Origin of the sequence: Micromonospora halotolerans (assembly GCF_032108445.1) — a bacterium.
Classification (GTDB): domain Bacteria; phylum Actinomycetota; class Actinomycetes; order Mycobacteriales; family Micromonosporaceae; genus Micromonospora; species Micromonospora halotolerans.
Genome location: NZ_CP134876.1, coordinates 1,428,090 through 1,447,164, shown reverse-complemented (window position 1 = coordinate 1,447,164; position 19,075 = coordinate 1,428,090). Strand labels below are relative to the sequence as shown.

The 19,075-nt window shown below is 74.5% G+C and carries 16 protein-coding genes; 10 read left to right on the top strand and 6 right to left on the bottom strand.

The window, feature by feature from the left end; all coding sequences use genetic code 11:
- Positions 1-24 precede the first annotated feature (24 nt).
- The 6 genes from RMN56_RS06630 (at position 25) to efeB (ending at position 7,635) form a co-directional block, all read left to right on the top strand.
- A complete protein-coding gene (locus RMN56_RS06630) occupies positions 25-1,038 on the top strand; it encodes a cation diffusion facilitator family transporter (RefSeq protein ID WP_313722948.1) in 1,014 nt (337 codons plus the stop codon).
- Positions 1,039-1,040: 2 nt separating this feature from the next.
- Complete coding sequence (gene manA / locus RMN56_RS06625; RefSeq protein WP_313722947.1) at positions 1,041-2,192, top strand: mannose-6-phosphate isomerase, class I; 1,152 nt, start codon at positions 1,041-1,043, stop codon at positions 2,190-2,192.
- A 297-nt stretch (positions 2,193-2,489) separates the two neighbouring features.
- On the top strand, positions 2,490-3,989 hold the full coding sequence (gene ahcY, locus RMN56_RS06620; RefSeq protein WP_313722946.1) for an adenosylhomocysteinase: 1,500 nt from the start codon (positions 2,490-2,492) through the stop codon (positions 3,987-3,989).
- Positions 3,990-4,200: 211 nt separating this feature from the next.
- The gene (gene efeU / locus RMN56_RS06615; RefSeq protein ID WP_313722945.1) at positions 4,201-5,151 is read left to right on the top strand and encodes an iron uptake transporter permease EfeU; all 951 of its coding nucleotides are present in this window, start codon (positions 4,201-4,203) and stop codon (positions 5,149-5,151) included.
- A 28-nt stretch (positions 5,152-5,179) separates the two neighbouring features.
- Positions 5,180-6,310 carry an iron uptake system protein EfeO gene (gene efeO, locus RMN56_RS06610; protein ID WP_313722944.1) on the top strand — a complete coding sequence of 377 codons (1,131 nt, stop codon included), beginning with the start codon at positions 5,180-5,182 and terminating at the stop codon, positions 6,308-6,310.
- A gap of 23 nt (positions 6,311-6,333) precedes the next feature.
- The gene (gene efeB, locus RMN56_RS06605) at positions 6,334-7,635 is read left to right on the top strand and encodes an iron uptake transporter deferrochelatase/peroxidase subunit (RefSeq protein WP_313722943.1); all 1,302 of its coding nucleotides are present in this window, start codon (positions 6,334-6,336) and stop codon (positions 7,633-7,635) included.
- Between the two features lie 5 nt (positions 7,636-7,640).
- Here the strand turns inward: efeB and RMN56_RS06600 are convergent, their stop codons facing one another.
- Positions 7,641-8,609 carry an RDD family protein gene (locus RMN56_RS06600; RefSeq protein WP_313722942.1) on the bottom strand — a complete coding sequence of 323 codons (969 nt, stop codon included), beginning with the start codon at positions 8,607-8,609 and terminating at the stop codon, positions 7,641-7,643.
- 41 nt (positions 8,610-8,650) lie between these two features.
- Here RMN56_RS06600 and RMN56_RS06595 point away from each other — a divergent pair, with 41 nt between their 5' ends.
- Positions 8,651-9,604 (top strand): stage II sporulation protein M, encoded by a 954-nt coding sequence (locus tag RMN56_RS06595; RefSeq protein ID WP_313722941.1) that lies wholly within the window; start codon positions 8,651-8,653, stop codon positions 9,602-9,604.
- Here RMN56_RS06595 and RMN56_RS06590 read toward each other — a convergent pair.
- The 5 genes from RMN56_RS06590 to RMN56_RS06570 all read right to left on the bottom strand — a co-directional run bounded on the left by RMN56_RS06590 (position 9,582) and on the right by RMN56_RS06570 (position 14,623).
- Positions 9,582-10,892 (bottom strand): DUF58 domain-containing protein, encoded by a 1,311-nt coding sequence (locus RMN56_RS06590; RefSeq protein WP_313722940.1) that lies wholly within the window; start codon positions 10,890-10,892, stop codon positions 9,582-9,584. The two genes, RMN56_RS06595 and RMN56_RS06590, sit on opposite strands and share 23 nt — an antisense overlap.
- Positions 10,889-11,863: an AAA family ATPase gene (locus tag RMN56_RS06585; RefSeq protein ID WP_376787310.1), complete on the bottom strand. Its 975-nt coding sequence runs from the start codon at positions 11,861-11,863 to the stop codon at positions 10,889-10,891. The genes RMN56_RS06590 and RMN56_RS06585 overlap by 4 nt, the downstream gene beginning before the upstream one ends.
- A gap of 11 nt (positions 11,864-11,874) precedes the next feature.
- Positions 11,875-13,098, bottom strand: a complete 1,224-nt coding sequence (locus RMN56_RS06580; protein WP_313722938.1) for a DUF4350 domain-containing protein — start codon at positions 13,096-13,098, stop codon at positions 11,875-11,877.
- A 62-nt stretch (positions 13,099-13,160) separates the two neighbouring features.
- A complete protein-coding gene (locus RMN56_RS06575; protein WP_313722937.1) occupies positions 13,161-13,793 on the bottom strand; it encodes a DUF4129 domain-containing protein in 633 nt (210 codons plus the stop codon).
- The gene (locus RMN56_RS06570; protein ID WP_313722936.1) at positions 13,790-14,623 is read right to left on the bottom strand and encodes a hypothetical protein; all 834 of its coding nucleotides are present in this window, start codon (positions 14,621-14,623) and stop codon (positions 13,790-13,792) included. Before RMN56_RS06570 ends, RMN56_RS06575 begins: the two co-directional genes overlap by 4 nt.
- A gap of 200 nt (positions 14,624-14,823) precedes the next feature.
- Here RMN56_RS06570 and mtrA point away from each other — a divergent pair, with 200 nt between their 5' ends.
- Genes mtrA through RMN56_RS06555 form a run of 3 tightly spaced genes read left to right on the top strand, consistent with a single transcriptional unit; the run spans position 14,824 to position 19,074 of the window.
- Positions 14,824-15,513 (top strand): MtrAB system response regulator MtrA, encoded by a 690-nt coding sequence (gene mtrA / locus RMN56_RS06565; protein ID WP_046564340.1) that lies wholly within the window; start codon positions 14,824-14,826, stop codon positions 15,511-15,513.
- A gap of 46 nt (positions 15,514-15,559) precedes the next feature.
- The gene (gene mtrB, locus RMN56_RS06560) at positions 15,560-17,278 is read left to right on the top strand and encodes an MtrAB system histidine kinase MtrB (RefSeq protein WP_376787309.1); all 1,719 of its coding nucleotides are present in this window, start codon (positions 15,560-15,562) and stop codon (positions 17,276-17,278) included.
- On the top strand, positions 17,275-19,074 hold the full coding sequence (locus RMN56_RS06555; RefSeq protein ID WP_313722935.1) for an LpqB family beta-propeller domain-containing protein: 1,800 nt from the start codon (positions 17,275-17,277) through the stop codon (positions 19,072-19,074). The genes mtrB and RMN56_RS06555 overlap by 4 nt, the downstream gene beginning before the upstream one ends.
- The last annotated feature ends 1 nt before the right edge of the window (position 19,075 follow it).

The following is a 19,075-nucleotide window of genomic DNA, read 5'->3' as shown; positions in this document are numbered from 1 at the left end:
GTGCGGCATCGGGCGGGGAGCGGCGTGAGCGCCAACGGTGGGACTCGGGCGATCGTCGCCGCCCTGGCGGCCAACATCGGCATCGCCGTCACGAAGTTCATCGCGTTCCTGCTGACCGGCTCCTCGTCGATGCTGGCCGAGTCGATCCACTCGGTGGCCGACTCGGGCAACCAGGGCCTGCTGCTGCTCGGCGGCCGGCGGGCCAAGCGGGAGGCCACCCCGGAACACCCGTTCGGTTACGGCCGGGAGCGCTACATCTACGCGTTCATCGTGGCGATCGTGCTGTTCAGCGTCGGTGGCCTCTTCGCGCTGTATGAGGCGTACCACAAGGCGCAGCATCCGGAGCCGATCACCGAGTGGCAGTGGGTTCCGGTGGCCGTCCTGGTGATCGCGATCGGCATGGAGAGCTTCTCGTTCCGGACCGCCATCCAGGAGTCCAACCACATCCGCGGCAACCAGTCCTGGGTGCGGTTCATCCGCCGGGCCAAGGCCCCGGAGCTGCCGGTGGTGCTGCTGGAGGACTTCGGCGCGCTGATCGGTCTGGTGTTCGCGCTGTTCGGCGTGGGGATGACCCTGATCACCGGGAACGGCATGTGGGACGCGGCCGGCACTGCGATGATCGGCGTACTGCTGGTGATCATCGCGATCACCCTGGCCATCGAGACCAAGAGTCTGCTGCTCGGCGAGGGCGCGGAGCGCCACGATCTGGCGAAGATCGAGCGGGCGGTCACCGAGGGGCCGGAGGTCGAGCGGATCATCCACATGAAGACGCTCTACCTGGGCCCGGAGGAGCTGATGGTGGCCGCGAAGATCGGGGTGCCGGCCTGCGAGACCGCCGAGGATCTCGCCCGGGGCATCAACGCCGTCGAGGCGCGGATCCGCGCGGCCGTGCCGATCGCCCGGGTCATCTACCTGGAGCCGGACATCTACAGCGTGGCGGCGGACCGGGCGGGCACCGGGCAGGCGGCGCACACCGCCGTCCCGCAGCCGGACGGCGACGCGGGGGGCGACGAGGTCGCCGGACGGCCCGGGAGCTGACCGTGGAACTGCTGCAGGGCCGGATCCGGGACTACGCCTGGGGCTCCCGCACCGCGATCGCGGAGTTGCAGGGGCGTCCGGTGCCGAGCGCCGGGCCGGAGGCCGAGCTGTGGCTGGGCGCCCACCCGGGCGCCCCGGCCACCGTGGACCGGGACGGCAGCCGCGTCAGCCTCACCGACCTGCTGGACGCCGAGCCGGCGCACTGGCTGGGCGAGCACCTGGTCGGCCGGTTCGGCACCCGGCTGCCGTTCCTGTTGAAGGTGCTGGCCGCGGATGCCCCGCTGAGCCTCCAGGCCCATCCGGACGCCGCGCAGGCCCGGGCCGGCTACGCCGCGGACGCGGACCGGGTGAACTACGTCGACCCGTACCACAAGCCGGAGCTGCTGGTCGCGCTGTCGGAGTTCGAGGCGTTGTGCGGTTTCCGCGACCCGGCCGAGTCGGCCGCGGCGATCTCGGCGTTCGGCGTACCCGGGCTGGAACCGGTGGTGGCGGCGCTGCGCACCGGGCCGGCAGGGCTGCGGGAGGCCGTACGCCTGCTGTTGAACTGGCCGGCGGCGGAGCGGGCCGGGCTGGTGGCGGACGTGCTGGCGGCGGACGTCGCCGGGCCGGACGCCGACCTGGCCCGGGCCCTGGCGGCCGACTACCCGGCCGACCCGGGCGTGGTGGTGGCGCTGCTGCTGCACCACGTCCGGCTGGCGCCCGGCGAGGCGATCTGGATGCCGGCCGGCAACCTGCACGCCTACCTGCGGGGCACGGGCGTCGAGATCATGGCGGCCAGCGACAACGTGCTGCGCGGTGGCCTCACCCCGAAGCGGGTGGACGTGGACGAGTTGCTGCGGGTGCTGCGCTTCGAGGTGCTCGACGAGCCGGTGGTCCGGCCGGAGCCGGTGGCGCCCGGGGTGGTGACCTGGCCGGTGCCGGTGGACGACTTCGCGCTGCACCGGGTCGAGGTGACGCCCGGCGGCCCGGAGGCGCGGCTGGCGCTGCCCGGCCCGCGGGTGGTGCTCTGCCGCGCCGGCGAGCTCGTCGTGGACGACGGGGTGGGTCGCGTCACCCTGACGGCCGGCCAGGCGGCGATCGGCGCCGCGGCGGGCGGCCCGCTGGTGCTCGGCGGCGACGGCGAGGGGTTCGTCGCCACCGCCGGCGTCCGCTGAGCGATCGGCCCGCCCATCAAGTCCGACTTTCCCGAAATGGCTTGACGGGGTCATGACGCGGTGTGACTCTATGGGTACGCAGCGTTGTCGCGACGAAGGTCTCGGCGGCGCGCGGGGGAACCAAACCGGGGGGATGCACGGGGCGGCCGGGCCGTGAGCGGAAAGTCCGTTCACGACCGACCGCCCCGTGCGCTGTCCGCCGACCGGTCACCGCGCCGTCGGCCAACCGGGCCGGGGAGAAGAAGTCCACGCGCGTAAGGTGGAAGGCTGCGCAGTCATCGTTCGACAGGAGCTTCCATGACCAGCACCCTCCCGGCGGCCCCCCGTGGCGCGTCGTCCGGAGCCCGGCCGAGCACCCTCGCCGAGGGCGACTACAAGGTGGCGGATCTGTCGCTCGCCGCGTTCGGGCGTAAGGAGATCCGGCTCGCCGAGCACGAGATGCCCGGCCTGATGGCGATCCGTCGCGAGTTCGCCGACGCCCAGCCGCTCGCCGACGCCCGCATCACCGGCTCGCTGCACATGACCATCCAGACCGCCGTCCTGATCGAGACCCTGGTCGCGCTCGGCGCGCAGGTCCGCTGGGCGTCCTGCAACATCTTCTCCACCCAGGACCACGCCGCCGCCGCGATCGTCGTCGGCCCGGAGGGCACCCCCGAGGCCCCGGCCGGTGTCCCGGTCTACGCCTGGAAGGGCGAGAGCCTGGAGGAATACTGGTGGTGCACCGAGCAGGTGCTCACCTGGCCCGACGGGCACGGCCCGAACATGATCCTCGACGACGGCGGCGACGCCACCCTGCTCGTGCACAAGGGCGCCGAGTTCGAGAAGGCCGGCGTCGTGCCGCCGGTCGAGTCGGCCGACTCCGAGGAATACGCGGTCATCCTCCAGCTGCTGCACCGCTCGCTCGCCGAGGACGGCCAGCGCTGGACCCGGATCGCCGCCGGCATCAAGGGCGTGACCGAGGAGACCACCACCGGCGTGCACCGGCTCTACGAGATGCACCGGGCCGGCACGCTGCTCTTCCCGGCCATCAACGTCAACGACTCGGTGACCAAGAGCAAGTTCGACAACAAGTACGGCTGCCGCCACTCGCTCATCGACGGCATCAACCGCGCCACCGATGTGCTGATCGGCGGCAAGATGGCCGTCGTCATGGGCTACGGCGACGTGGGCAAGGGCTGCGCCGAGTCGCTGCGCGGCCAGGGTGCCCGGGTCGTGGTGACCGAGGTCGACCCGATCTGCGCCCTCCAGGCGGCGATGGACGGTTACCAGGTGGCCACCCTGGACGACGTGGTCGAGCAGGCCGACATCTTCATCACGGCGACCGGCTGCTTCAACGTCATCACTCACGAGCACATGGCCCGGATGAAGCACCAGGCCATCGTCGGCAACATCGGCCACTTCGACAACGAGATCGACATGGCCGGCCTGTCGAAGCGCGCCGACGTGACGCGGGAGAACATCAAGCCGCAGGTCGACGTGTGGCGCTTCGAGGACGGCCACGCCATCATCGTGCTCTCCGAGGGCCGCCTGCTGAACCTGGGCAACGCCACCGGTCACCCGAGCTTCGTGATGTCGAACTCGTTCGCCAACCAGACCATCGCCCAGATCGAGCTCTTCACCAAGACCGACGAGTACCCGGTCGGGGTGTACGTGCTCCCCAAGCACCTGGACGAGAAGGTCGCCCGGCTGCACCTGGGCGCGCTCGGCGCCAAGCTGAGCACCCTCACCAAGGAGCAGGCCGCCTACCTGGGCGTGTCCCCGGAGGGCCCGTTCAAGCCGGAGCACTACCGCTACTGAGTTCACGCCCGGAGGGGACCGGGGCCGGCCGCCACGCGGCCGTCCCGGTCCCCTTCGCGTACGCCGGGGAAAGCCGCGGTGATCTGCGCGTGTCGGGCTGCGGACGGTCCGGGTGACATGGCCATGAACGACTTGACGGCCGGCCGGATCAGGAGGAAGGTATGGCTGCCCTAAGTTAACTGAGGCGTGCCTTACTGACTACGGAGTACCGATGTTCGCCACGTACCTGATCGGCCTGCGGGAGGGCCTGGAGGCGACCCTGGTGGTCAGCATCCTGGTCGCCTTCCTCGTGAAGTCGCAACGGCGTGACCGGCTGCCGCAGGTGTGGGCCGGCGTCGGCCTGGCCGTGGTGCTCTCCGTCGTCTTCGGCTGGCTGATCGAGTACACCTCGACCTCGCTGCTGGCCCGCTCCGAGGACCGCGAGCTGTTCGAGGCCGTCACCTCGGTGGCCGCCGTGGTCTTCGTGACCTGGATGATCTTCTGGATGCGCAAGGCCGCCCGGACGATCGCCGGCGAGTTGCGCGGCAAGCTCACCGAGGCGCTCGCCGTCGGCTCCCTCGCGGTCGCCGGCATGGCCTTCCTCGCGGTGATCCGGGAGGGCCTGGAGACCGCGCTCATCTTCTACTCCGCCGCGCAGAGCGCGGCCGGCGGCACCGGCGCCGGTGCGCTGCTCTCCCTGGCCGGCGGCGTGGCCACCGCCGTGGTGATCGGCTTCCTGCTCTACCGCAGCGCCCTGAAGATCAACCTGAGCAAGTTCTTCACCTGGACGGGCGCGCTGCTCATCCTGGTCGCTGCCGGCATCCTCAAGTACGGCGTGCACGACTTCCAGGAGGCCGGCGTGCTGCCCGGCCTCAACAACCAGGCCTTCGACATCTCCTCGACGCTCGACCCGAACGCCTGGTACGGCGCGCTGCTCGCGGGCATGTTCAACATCACCGCCGCGCCGACCGTGCTGGAGACGATCGCCTGGGTGGCCTTCGCGGTCCCGGTGCTCGTCCTCTTCCTGCGCAAGCCGGCCGCCCCGGCCCGGCCCGCCGCGCCCGCCGCCCCGCCGGCCAGCGCCGCCGCGCCCGAGCCGACCCCGGCCGGCGACGCCGCGACCACGCCGGCCGAGCCGGCCGCCACCGAGGCTTCCACCGACACCGCGCCCCAGCGCGCCTGACCTGCCCGTTTCCGAGGAGACACCACCGATGCGTACCACTCGATTCGTCGTGCCCGCCGCCGCCGGGGTGCTCGTCGTCGCCGGACTGACCGGATGCGGGGGCGGTGACGACTCCGACGCCAAGGCGGGCGGTCCGATCGCCGTCAAGGCCACCGACAGCGCCTGCGAGGTCGACAGCACCGAGATCGAGGCCGGGCAGGTGACCTTCAAGGTGACCAACTCCGGGTCCAAGGTCAACGAGTTCTACGTCTACGCCGCCGGTGACCGGGTGATGGGCGAGGTGGAGAACATCGCCCCCGGCCTGAGCCGCGAGCTGCGCGTCGAACTGCCCGCCGGCACGTACGAGACCGCCTGCAAGCCCGGCATGAGCGGCCGCGGCATCCGGGGCGCGCTGAAGGTCAGCGGCACCGTCGCGACCGTCGCCCCCGACGCCGCCCTCGGCCAGGCCACCGCCAGCTACCAGCGCTACGTGCAGAGCCAGACCGCCGCCCTGCTCACCAGGACCGAGGAGTTCGTGGCCGCGGTCAAGGCCAACGACGTGGCCCGGGCCAAGGACCTGTACCCGGTGGCCCGCACCTACTGGGAGCGGATCGAGCCGGTCGCGGAGAGCTTCGGCGACCTCGACCCGAAGATCGACGGCCGCGAGGAGGTCGTCGAGGAGGGGATGCAGTTCACCGGCTTCCACCGGATCGAGAAGGACCTGTGGACCACCGGCGACATCAGCAAGGACGGCGCCATCGCCGACCAGCTGCTCGTCGACGTCAAGGCGATCGTGGCGAAGGCCAACGCCGAGAAGCTCACCCCGCTCCAGCTCGCCAACGGCGCCAAGGCCCTCCTCGACGAGGTCGCCAGCGGCAAGATCACCGGCGAGGAGGAGCGGTACTCCCACACCGACCTCTGGGACTTCAACGCCAACCTGGAGGGCTCGAAGGCCGCCATCGCGGCGCTGCGCCCCGCCCTGGAGCAGCGCTCTCCCGACCTGGTCAAGCAGCTCGACACCGAGTTCGCCGCCGTCGAGGCCGCCCTCGGCAAGCACCGGGCCGGCGACGGCTGGAAGCTGCACACCCAGCTCAGCAAGGCCGAGCTCAAGGAACTGTCCGACAGCATCAACGCCCTGGCCGAGCCGATCAGCAAGGTGGCCGCGGTCGTCGCCCGATGACGACCGGGTCCGGAGGTGACGTGATGAGCGAACCGAGCACCGACGAGCCGACCCGCGGGACCGGGGTGTCCCGGCGCCGGGCCATCACCCTGGCCGGAGCCGGCGTGGCCGGCGTCGCCGGGGTGGCGGTCGGCGCGGGCGCCCTGCTCGGCGGCGGCGACCAGGCGTCCGCCACCGAGACGGCGGCCGGCGCGGTCCCGTTCCACGGCGAGCACCAGGCCGGCATCACCACCCCGGCCCAGGACCGGCTGCACTTCGTCGCGTTCGACGTCATCACCAAGGACCGGGCGCGGCTGGTCGCGCTGCTCCAGGAGTGGACCGCCGCCGCCGCCCGGATGACCGCCGGCAAGGACGCCGGGGTGATCGGCGCGGTCGACGGCGTGCCGGAGGCCCCGCCGGACGACACGGGCGAGGCGCTCGGGCTGCCCCCGTCGCAGCTCACCATCACCGTCGGCTTCGGCCCGACGCTTTTCCGCGACGCCCAGGGCCGGGACCGGTTCGGCATCGCCGACAAGCGGCCCGCCGCCCTGGCCGACCTGCCGCACTTCGCCGGTGACGCGCTCAAGCCGGAACTCTCCGGCGGCGACATCTGCGTCCAGGCCTGCGCCAACGACCCGCAGGTGGCGGTGCACGCCATCCGCAACCTGGCCCGGATCGGCATGGGCGTGGTGAGCGTCCGCTGGTCCCAGCTCGGCTTCGGGCGTACCTCCTCGACGTCGCGGGGACAGGCCACCGCGCGCAACCTGTTCGGCTTCAAGGACGGCACCGCCAACCTCAAGGCCGAGGACGCCGACCTGCTCCGCGAGCAGCTGTGGGCCCAGCCGGGGGACGGCGCCGACTGGATGACCGGCGGGTCCTACCTGGTCACCCGCAAGATCCGGATGCTGGTCGAGACGTGGGACCGCAGCCCGCTGGCCGAGCAGGAGATGATCGTCGGGCGGACCAAGGGCAGCGGCGCGCCGCTCGGCAAGCGCGCCGAGTTCGACGAGCCGGACTTCGCCGCCAAGGGCGACGACGGCGAGCCGGTGATCGCCGAGACCGCGCACGTCCGGCTCGCCCACCCCGACCAGAACGACGGCGCCCGCCTGCTGCGCCGCGGCTACAACTTCGTGGACGGCTCGGACGGGCTGGGCCGGCTCGACGCCGGGCTCTTCTTCATCGCCTACCAGCGGGACCCGCGCCGGCAGTTCGTGCCGATCCAGACCCGGCTCGCCCGCAACGACGCGATGAACGAATACCTGCGGCACGTCTCCAGCGGCCTGTTCGCCTGCCCGCCCGGCGTCCGCGACGCCGCCGACTGGTGGGGCCGGGCGCTCTTCTCCTGACCGGGTCAGCGCCGGGCGTCGACCGAGGTGGGCTGTCCGCGTACCGGATCGGGTTGGTGGGGGACCGCGCGCGACGGCGCGGCGGGCCGCAGCACGGCCGGCGCCGGCGCGGTGGCCGGCGCGGGCATCAGCTCGGGCCAGAGCGTGGCGGTGACCGCCCGGGACCGCCCCAGCCGGTACGCGGCCCGGCGCCCCCGCTCGGCCAGCACGGCGGCCAGGTAGGCCGGCTCGGGCGCGGACCACGGCGGGGGCGGCGAGGTGACCGCCGCGACCTCCGCCCACAGCTCCCGGCCCAGCCGGACCCGGTCCGGCCGGGCGAGCTGGTGCACCCGGCCCAGGTACTGCCGGACGGCCAGCGCCAGCCCGTCGTCCACCCGGGTCAGGTCGAGGGTGCCCGCCCAGCCGAGCAGCGGCGGCACGGGTGGCGGGGCCGGCCGCCACCCGCCGGCGCCCCGGGTGTGCACCACCAGCGTCCCGGCCACCAGATCGCCCAGCCGCCGCCCGCGCGGGTCGCTCAGCATCACGGTCACGCTCGCCGCCCAGCTCAGCAGCGGAAGCACCAGCCCCGGCCACTCCACCGCCACGCCGACCAGCGCGCGGGTCAGCGACTGGCCGACCCCGACCGGACCGCCGTCGGCGCGGACCACCCGCAGCCCCACGGCCAGCTTGCCCAGCGTCCGGCCGCCCGCGAAGCGCTCCATGAGCACCGGGTAGCCGACCAGCACCAGCACCAGCAGCACGAGCTGCATCCCGCCGGCCAGCGCGGCGTCCATGATGTCCCCCGGCAGGCTGAGCACCAGCACAGACAACGCCGCGCTGAGCAGCAGCGCCACCGCGAGCTGCGCCACCAGGTCGATCAGCAGGGCGAGCACCCGGGAGCCGAGCCGGGCCGCCCGGACGTCCAGCTCCACCGCCTCGCCGCTGACCAGACCGGCGTCGGCCCACGGTGCCGGTGGGGGAGGTTGCGCGCGCACTCGCACAGTGAACACTATGGGCGCCGGACGGGGGAGGACGAGTGGATCTGGACGCGTACGTGGCCGAGCACGGCGCCGAGTGGCGGCGGCTGGAGCAGCTGACCGGCCGGCGCAGGCTGGACGCGGCGGAGGTGGACGAGCTGGTGGCGCTCTACCAGCGGGCCGCCACCCACCTCTCCGCGCTGCGCAGCCGGGCCCCGGAACCGGCGCTGGTCGGCCGCCTCTCCCACCTGGTGCTCGGGGCGCGGGCCCGGATCACCGGCCGCCCCCGGGCCTCCTGGGCGGCGGTGGGCCGGTTCCTCGTGGCCGACCTGCCGGCCGCCCTCTACCGGGCCTGGCCCTGGTGGTGCGCGGTGGCCACCGGGTTTAGCGCGCTCACCGGCTTCCTCATCTGGTTCGTCGCCGGCCACCCGGACACCGCCGCCGCGTTCATCGGGGCCGAGGCGGCCCGGCAGCTCGTCGACTCCGGCTTCGCCGGCTACTACACCGAGTTCCACGCGCCGACGTTCGCGTTCCACCTGTGGACGCACAACGCCTGGCTGGCCGCGCAGTGCCTGGCCGCCGGGGTGCTCGTGGTGCCGGTGTTCTGGCTGCTCTGGCAGAACGCGCTGAACGTCGGCGTGGTCGGCGGGGTGATGGTCTCCTACGGCCGGGCCGACGTGTTCTTCGGCATGATCACCCCGCACGGGCTGCTGGAGCTCACCGGCATCTACGTTGCCGCCGGGGTCGGGCTGCGGACCGCCTGGGCCTGGATCGCGCCGCCGGCCCAGCTGACCCGGGGCCGGGCGGTCGCCGAGGCGGGCCGCTCGGCCATCGTGGTCGCCGCCGGCCTGGTCGGGCTCTTCGCGGTCTCCGCGCTGCTGGAGGCGTTCGTGACCCCGGCGCCGCTGCCGGTCGCCGTCCGGGTGGCGATCGGCGCCACGGCCTGGCTGGCCTTCCTGGCGTACGCGCTGCTGCTCGGCGGGCGGGCCGTCAGAGCTGGCCGAGGGACTTGAGCCGCAGGTAGGTGTCGGCGACCGCCGGGGCGAGCCGGTCGGCGGGGGCGTCCACCACGGTCACCCCGTGCCGGGACAGGGCGGCCCGGACCCGGTCCCGCTCGGCGAGGGCCCGCCAGGCGGCCGCGGCGGCGTACGCGTCGTCGGGGCTCGCGGGCGGGGTGGTGGTGAGCCCGGCCAGCACCGGGTCGTGGGTGGCCGCGAGCACCACCCGGTGCCGGGCGGCCAGCCGGGGCAGCACCGGCAGCAGGCCCTCGCCGAGCGCGCCGGCCTCCAGGGCGGTGAACAGCACCACGAGGCTGCGCTGCCGTTCCCGGCGCAGCACCTCCCCGGCGATCAGCTCGAAGTCGGTCTCCACGAGTGCCGGCTGGAGCGGGGCGACCGCGTCCACCAGCCGGGCGAGCAGGGCGGGCCGGCCGCTGCCGGTCACCCGCGCCCGGATCGCGGTGTCGGCGGCGAGCAGGTCGACCCGGTCGCCGGCCCGGGCGGCCAGCGCGGTGAGCAGCAGCGCCGCGTCGATCGCGGTGTCCAGCCGGGGTTCGTCGCCGAGCCGGACCGCCGAGGTGCGGCCGGTGTCCAGCACGCACACGAGCCGCCGGTCCCGCTCCGGCCGCCAGGTGCGGACCAGCACGTCGGAGCGGCGGGCGCTGGCCCGCCAGTCGATCGAGCGCACGTCGTCGCCGACCACGTACTCGCGGAGGGTGTCGAACTCGGTGCCGTGGCCGCGCCCCCGGGTGACCTGGACGCCGTCGATGATCCGGAGCCGGGCCAGCTTCTCGGGCAGGTGCCGCCGCGAGTCGAAGCGGGGCAGCGCCCGCAGCGTCCACGGTGGTGTGGCCGGGTGGCCGGTGCGCTGCCGGAAGGCCAGCCGCAGCGGCCCGAGCGAGCGGACGGTCAGCGCCACCGCGGGCCGGTCGCCGCGCCGGGTCGGGGTGAGCCGGACCGGCAGCGTGGCCGTGCCGCCCGGTGCGACGGTGCGCACCTGCCCGGCGGGGACGTCGGGCCGCGCCCCGGCCGAGGGCACCCAGGCGTCGCGTACCTGGGCGTGCAGGGTGCGGGTGGAGGTGTTGGCCAGGTGCAGGGTGACCGTCGCGGTGCCGCCCAGCCGGACCGCGCGGTCACCGGCGCGGGTGGCGGTGACCCCGTGCAGCGGCGCCGCGAGGGCCCAGTCGAGGGCGACCAGCAGCAGGACTCCCGCGGTCAGGACGGCGACGCCGAGGAACGGCGCCGGCCAGGCCGGCAGGGTGGCCGCGCTCACCGCGAGCAGCAGACCCGCCCGCCAGGTCATCGCGGTGTCGGCACGGTGGCCAGCACCGCGTCCAGCACGGCGTCCACGGTCACGCCCTCCAGCTCCACCTCCGGGCGCAGCCGGAGCCGGTGCCGCAGGGTGGGCCGGGCGACCGCCTTCACGTCGTCCGGGGTGACGTGGTCCCGGCCGGCCAGCCAGGACCATGCCTTGGCGGTCGCGAGCAGGGCGGTGGCGCCGCGGGGCGAGGCGCCCAGCTCCAGCGCCGGGGCGGCCCGGGTGCCCCGGCACAGGTCCACGATGTAGCCGAGCACCGGCTCGGCCACGTGCACCGCGTGCACGCCCGCCCGGGCGGCGGCCAGGTCGGCCGCGGTGGCCACCGGGCGTACGCCGGCGGCGCGCAGGTCGCGCGGGTCGAACCCGGCGTGGTGAGCGCGGAGCACACCCAGCTCCTCGTCCCGCCCGGGCAGCGGGACGGTCAGCTTGAGCAGGAACCGGTCGAGCTGCGCCTCGGGCAGCGGGTAGGTGCCCTCGTACTCGACGGGGTTCTGGGTGGCCGCCACGATGAACGGGTCGGGCAGCGGGCGGCGCTCGCCCTCGACGGAGACCTGCCGCTCCTCCATGACCTCCAGCAGCGCTGACTGGGTCTTCGGCGGGGTGCGGTTGATCTCGTCGGCGAGGAGGAGGTTGGTGAAGACCGGCCCCTCCCGGAAGGTGAAGGCGGCGGTGCGCGGGTCGAAGATCAGCGACCCGGTGACGTCGCCGGGCATCAGGTCGGGGGTGAACTGCACCCGCTTGGACTCCAGGTCCAGCGCGCCGGCCACCGTGCGTACCAGCAGGGTCTTGGCGACCCCGGGCACGCCCTCCAGCAGCACGTGCCCCCGGCAGAGCAGCGCGATGACCAGGCCGGTGACGACGGCGTCCTGGCCGACGACGGCCTTGGCCACCTCGGCCCGCAGCCGGTGCAGGGCGGCGCGGGCGTCGGGCTGCGCGGTGGGCGACGCGGCGGCGATGACGGGTCCGGTCACCGGGGGTCTCCTTCGGTCGGGTGGGGGGCCAGGGTACGGGTCAGGGCGTCCAGGTCGCGGGCCAGCTCCAGCAGCTCCCGGTCGTCCTCCGGGGCGGCGCCGTGCAGCAGCTCGGCCACCCGCTCCGGGTCGGCCCCGGCGTGCGCGGCGACCCGGGCGGCCACCTCGTCGGGCGGCGTGTCCGGGGGCAGGTTGAGCCGGGGCAGCAGCCGGTCCAGCGCGGCGGCGCGCAGCGTGGCGGCGGTGGTGTCCCGGGCGCCGGCCCGGCGGTAGAGGCGGGCCCGGCCGAGCACCGTCTCGGCGGCGCGGACCGTCACCGGCAGCGGCTCCGGCACGGGCGGGCCGAGCCGGCGGGCCCGCCACAGCACCAGCAGCAGTCCGGCCACGGCGAGCTGGGCCAGTATCGCCCAGAACCAGGGCGGGAACGCGTCCCAGAGCGGGTTGTGCCAGCTCGGCGGCGGGTCCGCCCGGTCGTCGCGGTCGCCGGTGTCCCGGGGCCGGGGCGTCCCGCCGTCGTCCGGGCTCGGCGACCAGCTGGTGCCGGTCGGCGCGGGCGCGGGGCCGGGCAGGTCGAGCCAGACCAGCGGGCGGTCGCCGCCGAGCAGGCCGGTGGCGAGGGCACGGTTGCCCCACTCGTCGATCCGGTCGTTGCGGAACGGGTCGCTGGCCCCGACCACCACCACGTCGGTGCCCCAGGAGATCCGCCGCAGCGCGCCCGCGTAGCACCGGTCGGCGCCGGACGGCCCGGCGTAGCGCTGGTGGTCCACGGCGGCGGTGCCGGCCCGGAGCGCCTCGGGCAGCCGGCAGGGCCCGCCGTCGGCGTCGGGCGGCACGGCCCGGGTCGCCCACCGGCGGTCGGTCGGTTCGAGCGGCAGACCCAACCCGGTCAGCACCCGGCGGGACGGCTCGACCAGCACCAGCCGGCTGCCGGGCGGCAGCACCGTCAGGGCGGCCAGGGTGTCCGGGTGCACCAGGTCCGGAGCGGGCACGAAGAGGGTGGTGGGGCCTGCTCCGGCGGCCCGCAGGGCCTCCAGCGTGTCGGTCTCCCGGCGGATCGGCACCCCCTGCCCGCGCAGCGCCTCGGCGAGCCGGCTGCCCCCGTCGTCGCCGGCGGCGGCCGGCGCGAGGAAACCCGGGTCGTCCGGGTCGGGCTGGTCCACGGCGTGCAGGACCAGCGTGGTCACGATCAGCAGCACGGCCAGCCCGATCGGGACCAGCATCCGATGCCACCGACGGCGAGGCGTGGGCGGAGCCGCCGGCCGGGCCGGGTCGAGGGTGGCGGTCACCGGAGTTCCCCCTCGGCGGCCAGTTCGCGCCGCAGGTCGGCCGCGAGGTCCCGCATCCGGTGATCATGCGCGGCGGTGGCCGGGCGCTGGGCGTACCAGAGGTCGGAGAAGATCGCCCCGGCGGTGTGCAGGGTGGGCCGCACCTCGGGCCGGACCCGGGCCACGGCCGCGGTCAGCTCGGTGACGGTCAGCCCGGGGCGGGGCTCCACCAGTTGCCGTGCCACCAGGAGACGGACCATCTCGCGCAGCCGTTCCCGGACCGCCTCGGCGTACCGGCCCTCGGCGGCGAGCCGGTCGGCGAGGCCCGCCTGGGTGGCCGTCGCCGGCTCGGCCGCCCGGGGCGCGGGCACCGGCACCACCGCGACGTCCGGCCGGGCCCGGCGGCGCCGCAGCTTCCGCAGTCGCAGCTTCGGCAGCCGCAGCCGCGGCAGGCGCAGCCGGGGCAGGCGCAGTCGGAGCCGGGGCAGCCGGGGCCGGCCGATCCGGGGCAGCCGGCGGGGCACCCAGATCGGGAACGAGTACCAGGCCAGCGCGACCAGCAGCGCCCCGGCCAGCAGGAGCAGGGCGGCCAGCGGCAGTGGCACGGCGTCGCCCAGCGCGGCGGCCGTCTCGGTCCACCACCGGCTCACCGGGGCACCGCCAGCAGGACGGGTTCCGGGGCCGGGGCCCGGGAGAGCCGGATGTCCAGCCCCTCGGTGCGCATCCGGGTCTCCAGGTGCAGCACCGCGTCCAGGCAGGCCAGCGCCGGGTACGCGACCGCGTTCACCGCCACCCAGGCGACGGTGGCGACCGGCAGCGCCCAGGCGGAGACGTCGAAGAGGCGCAGCAGCCCGAGCCCGTGGTAGACACCCAGCCCGATGCCGAGCCGGATGAGCCACCAGCCCAGGTAGCCGAGCAGCCGGATGGCGGCGGCCCGCCCCCCGACCCGGACCGCCAGCCGCAGTGCCCGCCCCGGCGCCCGGTACGCCGGCACCCGGTCCACCACGAGCACCGGCACCAGCGCGCCGAGCAGCCCGTACGCGACGAACCAGGCGGGCCCGGCCAGCCCGGCGAGCAGGACCATGCACCCGACCGCGGCTCCGGCCAGCAGGGTGGCGACCCAGCGGGCGTCGCGGAGCAGCTCGCGTGGCCCGCTGCGGCGGCCCAGCAGCGCGGCCCCGGCGGCCCGGGCGGCCGGGTTGCCGAGCAGCGCGATGATCATCGCCTCGGTGCCGGCGCCGAGGGCGAGCAGCAGCCAGTACCACCCGAGCCGGTCCGGGTCGGGCCACCACTCGGGCGGCCGGGCACCGGCCAGCACCCGCAGCGGGTGCAGCAGGGCCTGCTCGCCGAGGGCCAGCAGGACGGCGAGCGGGACGAGCACCCGGGCCTGGTCGCGCAGCAGCAGGACGGCCGAGTCGAGCAGTTCGCCGACGGTCAGCGGGCGGCGCGGGAGCACCGCGGTCGAGCCGACGTCGGGCACGGGTACTCCTGGCGGGCGGGCGGAGGTGGCGGGCGGCGACACGCCCGAGGGATCATGGTTGCACGGCACGTCCGCGTCCGGTGGACCCGTCCGTCCGGGCGCGCCACGCGGTCAGCTGTGGTGCCGGGCCGCCCTCGGCGCTACGGTGCCGTGAAGACGCCGAACCCTCTTCAACGAACGGGGATGGAACGATAAACCCCATGAGAGCCCGGGTACTGGTGGTCGACGACGACCCCGCACTCGCCGAGATGCTCGGCATCGTCCTGCGCAGCGAGGGCTTCGTGCCGTCCTTCGTGGCGGACGGGGAACGGGCGCTGGCCGCGTTCCGCGACAGCCGGCCCGACATCGTCCTGCTCGACCTGATGCTTCCCGGCATGAGCGGCATCGACGTGGCCCGGGCCATCCGGGGCGAGTCCGGGGTGCCCATCGTCATGCTGACCGCCAAGAGCGACACGGTCGACGTGGTGCTCGGGCTGGAGTCCGGCGCCGACGACTACGTGGTCAAGCCGTTCAAGCCCAAGGAGCTGGTGGCCCGGATGCGGGCCCGGCTGCGCCGGGGCGAGGACGTGGCGCCGGAGCTGCTCACCATCGGGCCGCCCGGCAACCAGATCACCATCGACGTGCCGGCACACACGGTCAGCCGGGACGGCGAGGAGGTGAAGCTGACCCCGCTGGAGTTCGACCTGCTGGTCGCGCTCGCCCGCAAGCCGCGCCAGGTCTTCACCCGCGAGGTGTTGCTGGAGCAGGTCTGGGGTTACCGGCACGCCGCCGACACCCGCCTGGTCAACGTGCACGTGCAGCGGCTGCGCGCCAAGATCGAGCCGGATCCGGAGCGACCCGAAATCATCCTCACCGTTCGGGGCGTGGGTTACAAGGCGGGCACCGGATAGCCTGGTCAGCACTGTGGTGACCTCCCCGCCCCGCGACTCGCCGACCATCGCGCCCCGCCGGCTCCGTGCCGCGCGGGCGTTGTGGCGCCTCCTGGCGGGTCGCACGGCCCGGCTCGCCGCCGGGGCGCACCAGACCTGGCGGAGGTCGCTCCAGCTCCGTGTGGTGACCATCACACTGGTGGCGTCCAGCCTGCTGGTGGGCGGTTTCGCGTTCCTGATCGCCGACAAGCTCACCAACATCCTGCTGGAGAACGCCGAGACCGACGTGCTGCTGCGGCTGCAGAACGGCAGCGACTACGCCTCGAAGCAGTTCAACCTCTACAGCCAGCCGCAGGAGGCCCAGCTCCAGGACACCATCGACGGCACGGTCAACTACCTGGCCGGCGGTGACCCGGCGCAGACCAGCGGCGTGGTGGTGGCGATCACCGCCGACAACTTCACCAACATCGCGCCGCGCACCTCCCCGGACGTGCAGGTGCGCCCGATGATCAGCCAGGAGCTGCGTTCCTCGGTGGCGGCCGGCAAAGTCGCCCACCAGATCCGCACCGGCTCGCTCGGCGGCCAGCGCACGAAATACCTGGTCTACGGCTCCCCGGTGCCCACCCGGTTCGGCCAACTGGAGCTCTACTACCTCGTGCCCCTGTCCCGCCAGGACGCCACCGCGGCCGACGCCCGGGCCACCGTGGTCGCCACCGGCGCGGCCCTGGTGCTGCTGCTCGGCCTGCTGGCCGCCCTGGTCACCCGCCTCGTGGTGACGCCGGTGCGGGTGGCGGCCCGGACCGCCCAGCGGCTCTCCGCCGGCCTGCTCGACCAGCGGATGGTGGTCAACGGCGAGGACGACCTGGCCCTGCTCGCCGCGTCGTTCAACCAGATGGCGACCAACCTGCAACGGCAGATCCTCCGGCTGGAGGAGATGTCCCGGCTGCAACGCCGCTTCACCTCCGACGTCTCGCACGAGCTGCGGACGCCGCTGACCACGGTCCGGATGGCCGCCGACCTGATCTTCGCCGAGCGCGACGAGTTCGACCCGGCGGTGGCGCGCAGCGCCGAGCTGCTCCAGGCCGAGCTGGACCGGTTCGAGGAGCTGCTCACCGACCTGCTGGAGATCAGCCGCTTCGACGCCGGCTTCGCCATGCTCGACAGCGAGCCGACCGACCTGGTGCCGGTGGTGCACCGGGTGACCGAGCGGCTGGCCGGGCTGGCCGAGCGGGTCGGGGTGGCCATCGAGCTGGACCTGCCGGACAGCCCGGTGATCGCCGAGGTCGACCCGCGCCGGGTCGAGCGGGTGCTGCGCAACCTGGTCGGCAACGCCGTCGAGCACGGGGAGGCCAAGCCCGTGCGGATCACCCTCGGCGTCGACCAGAGCGCGGTGGCGATCACCGTGCGGGACCACGGCGTCGGGCTCAAGCCCGGCGAGGAGAAGCTGGTCTTCAACCGGTTCTGGCGGGCCGACCCGTCCCGGGCCCGGCAGACCGGCGGCACCGGGCTGGGCCTCTCCATCAGCCTGGAGGACGCCCGACTGCACGGCGGCTGGCTGGAGGCGTGGGGGGCGCCGGGGCAGGGCGCCCAGTTCCGGCTGACCCTGCCGGCCCGCGCCGGGGACCGGCTGACCACCTCGCCGCTGCGGCTCGTGCCGGCCGACGCCACCTTGCCGTTCGGCGGTCCGCGCGACGGCGGCCCGCTCGCCATCGGTCCGGGTAGCGGCGCGGGCGCGCTGGCCGTCGGGCCGGCGGAGTCGGGCGACCGGGCGGAGGTGACGTCATGAGGCGGCGGGCGCTGGCCGCGCTGCTGGCCGGTGCGTTGCTCCCGGCCGGGCTGGTCGGTTGCGGGATCCCGAACGAGAGCGAGGTGCAGGTCGACGGCTCGGGTCCGGCCGCCGAATCCGGCGCGGTCAACGGCAGCCCCGCACGGCCGCCGACCCGGAGCGACAGCGTCGAGCCCGGCCCGTTCATCGAGAACTACCTGCGGGCGGCGGCCGCCGGTGAGCGCGAGCAGGCGTACGCCCGGGCCAAGGAGTTCATCGCGCAGGAGTCGAAGAGCCTGCTCCCGGAGAAGCAGCAGAGCAGCGAGATCGAGCTGACCGTGGTCCGGCTCCGGGAGAAGCCCGAGGTCACCCCGCCGAACAACCAGGGCACCAGCCGGGTGACTGTCAAGGTGCAGCAGGTCGGCGTGCTGCGCGCGGACGGCACGCTGGCGCCGCCGGAGGCCCTCGACACCGAGTACGTGTTCCAGTTGCGCCGGGCCGACCCGGTCGGCCCGGGGCTGCTCCTCACCGCCGTGCCGAACGTGCTGCTGGTCAGCGACACCGCGCTGCGGGAGTACTACCGGTCGCGCACCATCTACTTCTGGAACCCGGACCGGTCGCGTCTGGTGCCCGATCTGCGCTACCTGCCCTCGTCGGTGCCGGCCGAGCGTCGGGTCACCGAGGTGGTGAAGTGGTTGACCGGCCGCCCGTCCGACTGGCTGGCCTCCGGCGTGACCGGGCTGCCCGACGGCACCCGGCCGATCAACAACGCCACCGGCGCGGACGGGCACTGGGAGGTCAACCTCACCATGCCCGGGGCCAACAACGAGCGACTCGGCCTGCTCGCCACCCAGCTGGCCTGGTCGCTGCCCGAGTTGAACGGCCAGCTCGATCTGAAGATCCAGAACCAGAAGCGGCGCACCGTCGACCTCCAGCAGGAGCGGGCGGGGCACGCCGCGTACCCGACCGGAGGAGTCCCGGCGCGGTTCAGCGTCTACGACGGCGCGATCCGTCCGCTGGCCATCGGCAACGAGCCGCGGGCCGCCGTCCCGCTCTCGCCCGCCGACAACCGGAACGTGGTCTCCGCGGCGCTCGCGCACGCCGGTGATCAGGTGCTGGCCGCGCTGGTGGTCACAGACACGGCCCGCCGGCAGCGCCTGCGGGTCGGATCCGGCCCGGACCCGGTCACCGTGTTCAACAGCGGTGCCCGAGCATTCGGCGCGATCGGCCGGCCCACCTGGCTGCGCTCGATGGACAAGGACCACCCGGCCGGTCTCGTGGCGGCCGACGGCAAGCTCTACCGGTTCGACGATGCTGCGGCGATGAGCGTCGTCCGGCTGGCCGTCCCGGGCCCGGTCGTGGCGGTGGCCGGGTCCCTCGACGGGCACCGGATCGCGCTGGTCAGTGGGGGCGTCCTCTACGTGGCCGCGGTCAGCGTCGACGGCGGTGTGGTGAGCGTGGGCCAGCCGCGCCGAGTGGTCACCCTGCTCACCGGCATCAGCGCCGTCGACTGGCTGACCGAGAACGAGCTGGTCCTCGCCGGCAACGAGCCGGACCGCCGGCCGGCGATCCACCAGGTCAGCGTCGACGGCGGCGAGGAGACCGCGCTCGAGCGGGACATCGGCGCCGAGGTGACCCAGCTGGCCGCGTACCCGGGCGGTGCGGTCGGCGGGCTGCCGTCGCTGTCGTACATGTACGAGGCGAACCGGGCGGCCTTCCGGAACAATCCTCCCGACATCATCAAGCGCGAACAGGTGCTGGACGTGCCGGCGGGCAGCCGGGCGACCAACCCGACCGCACCCTTCTTCCTCTACTGAG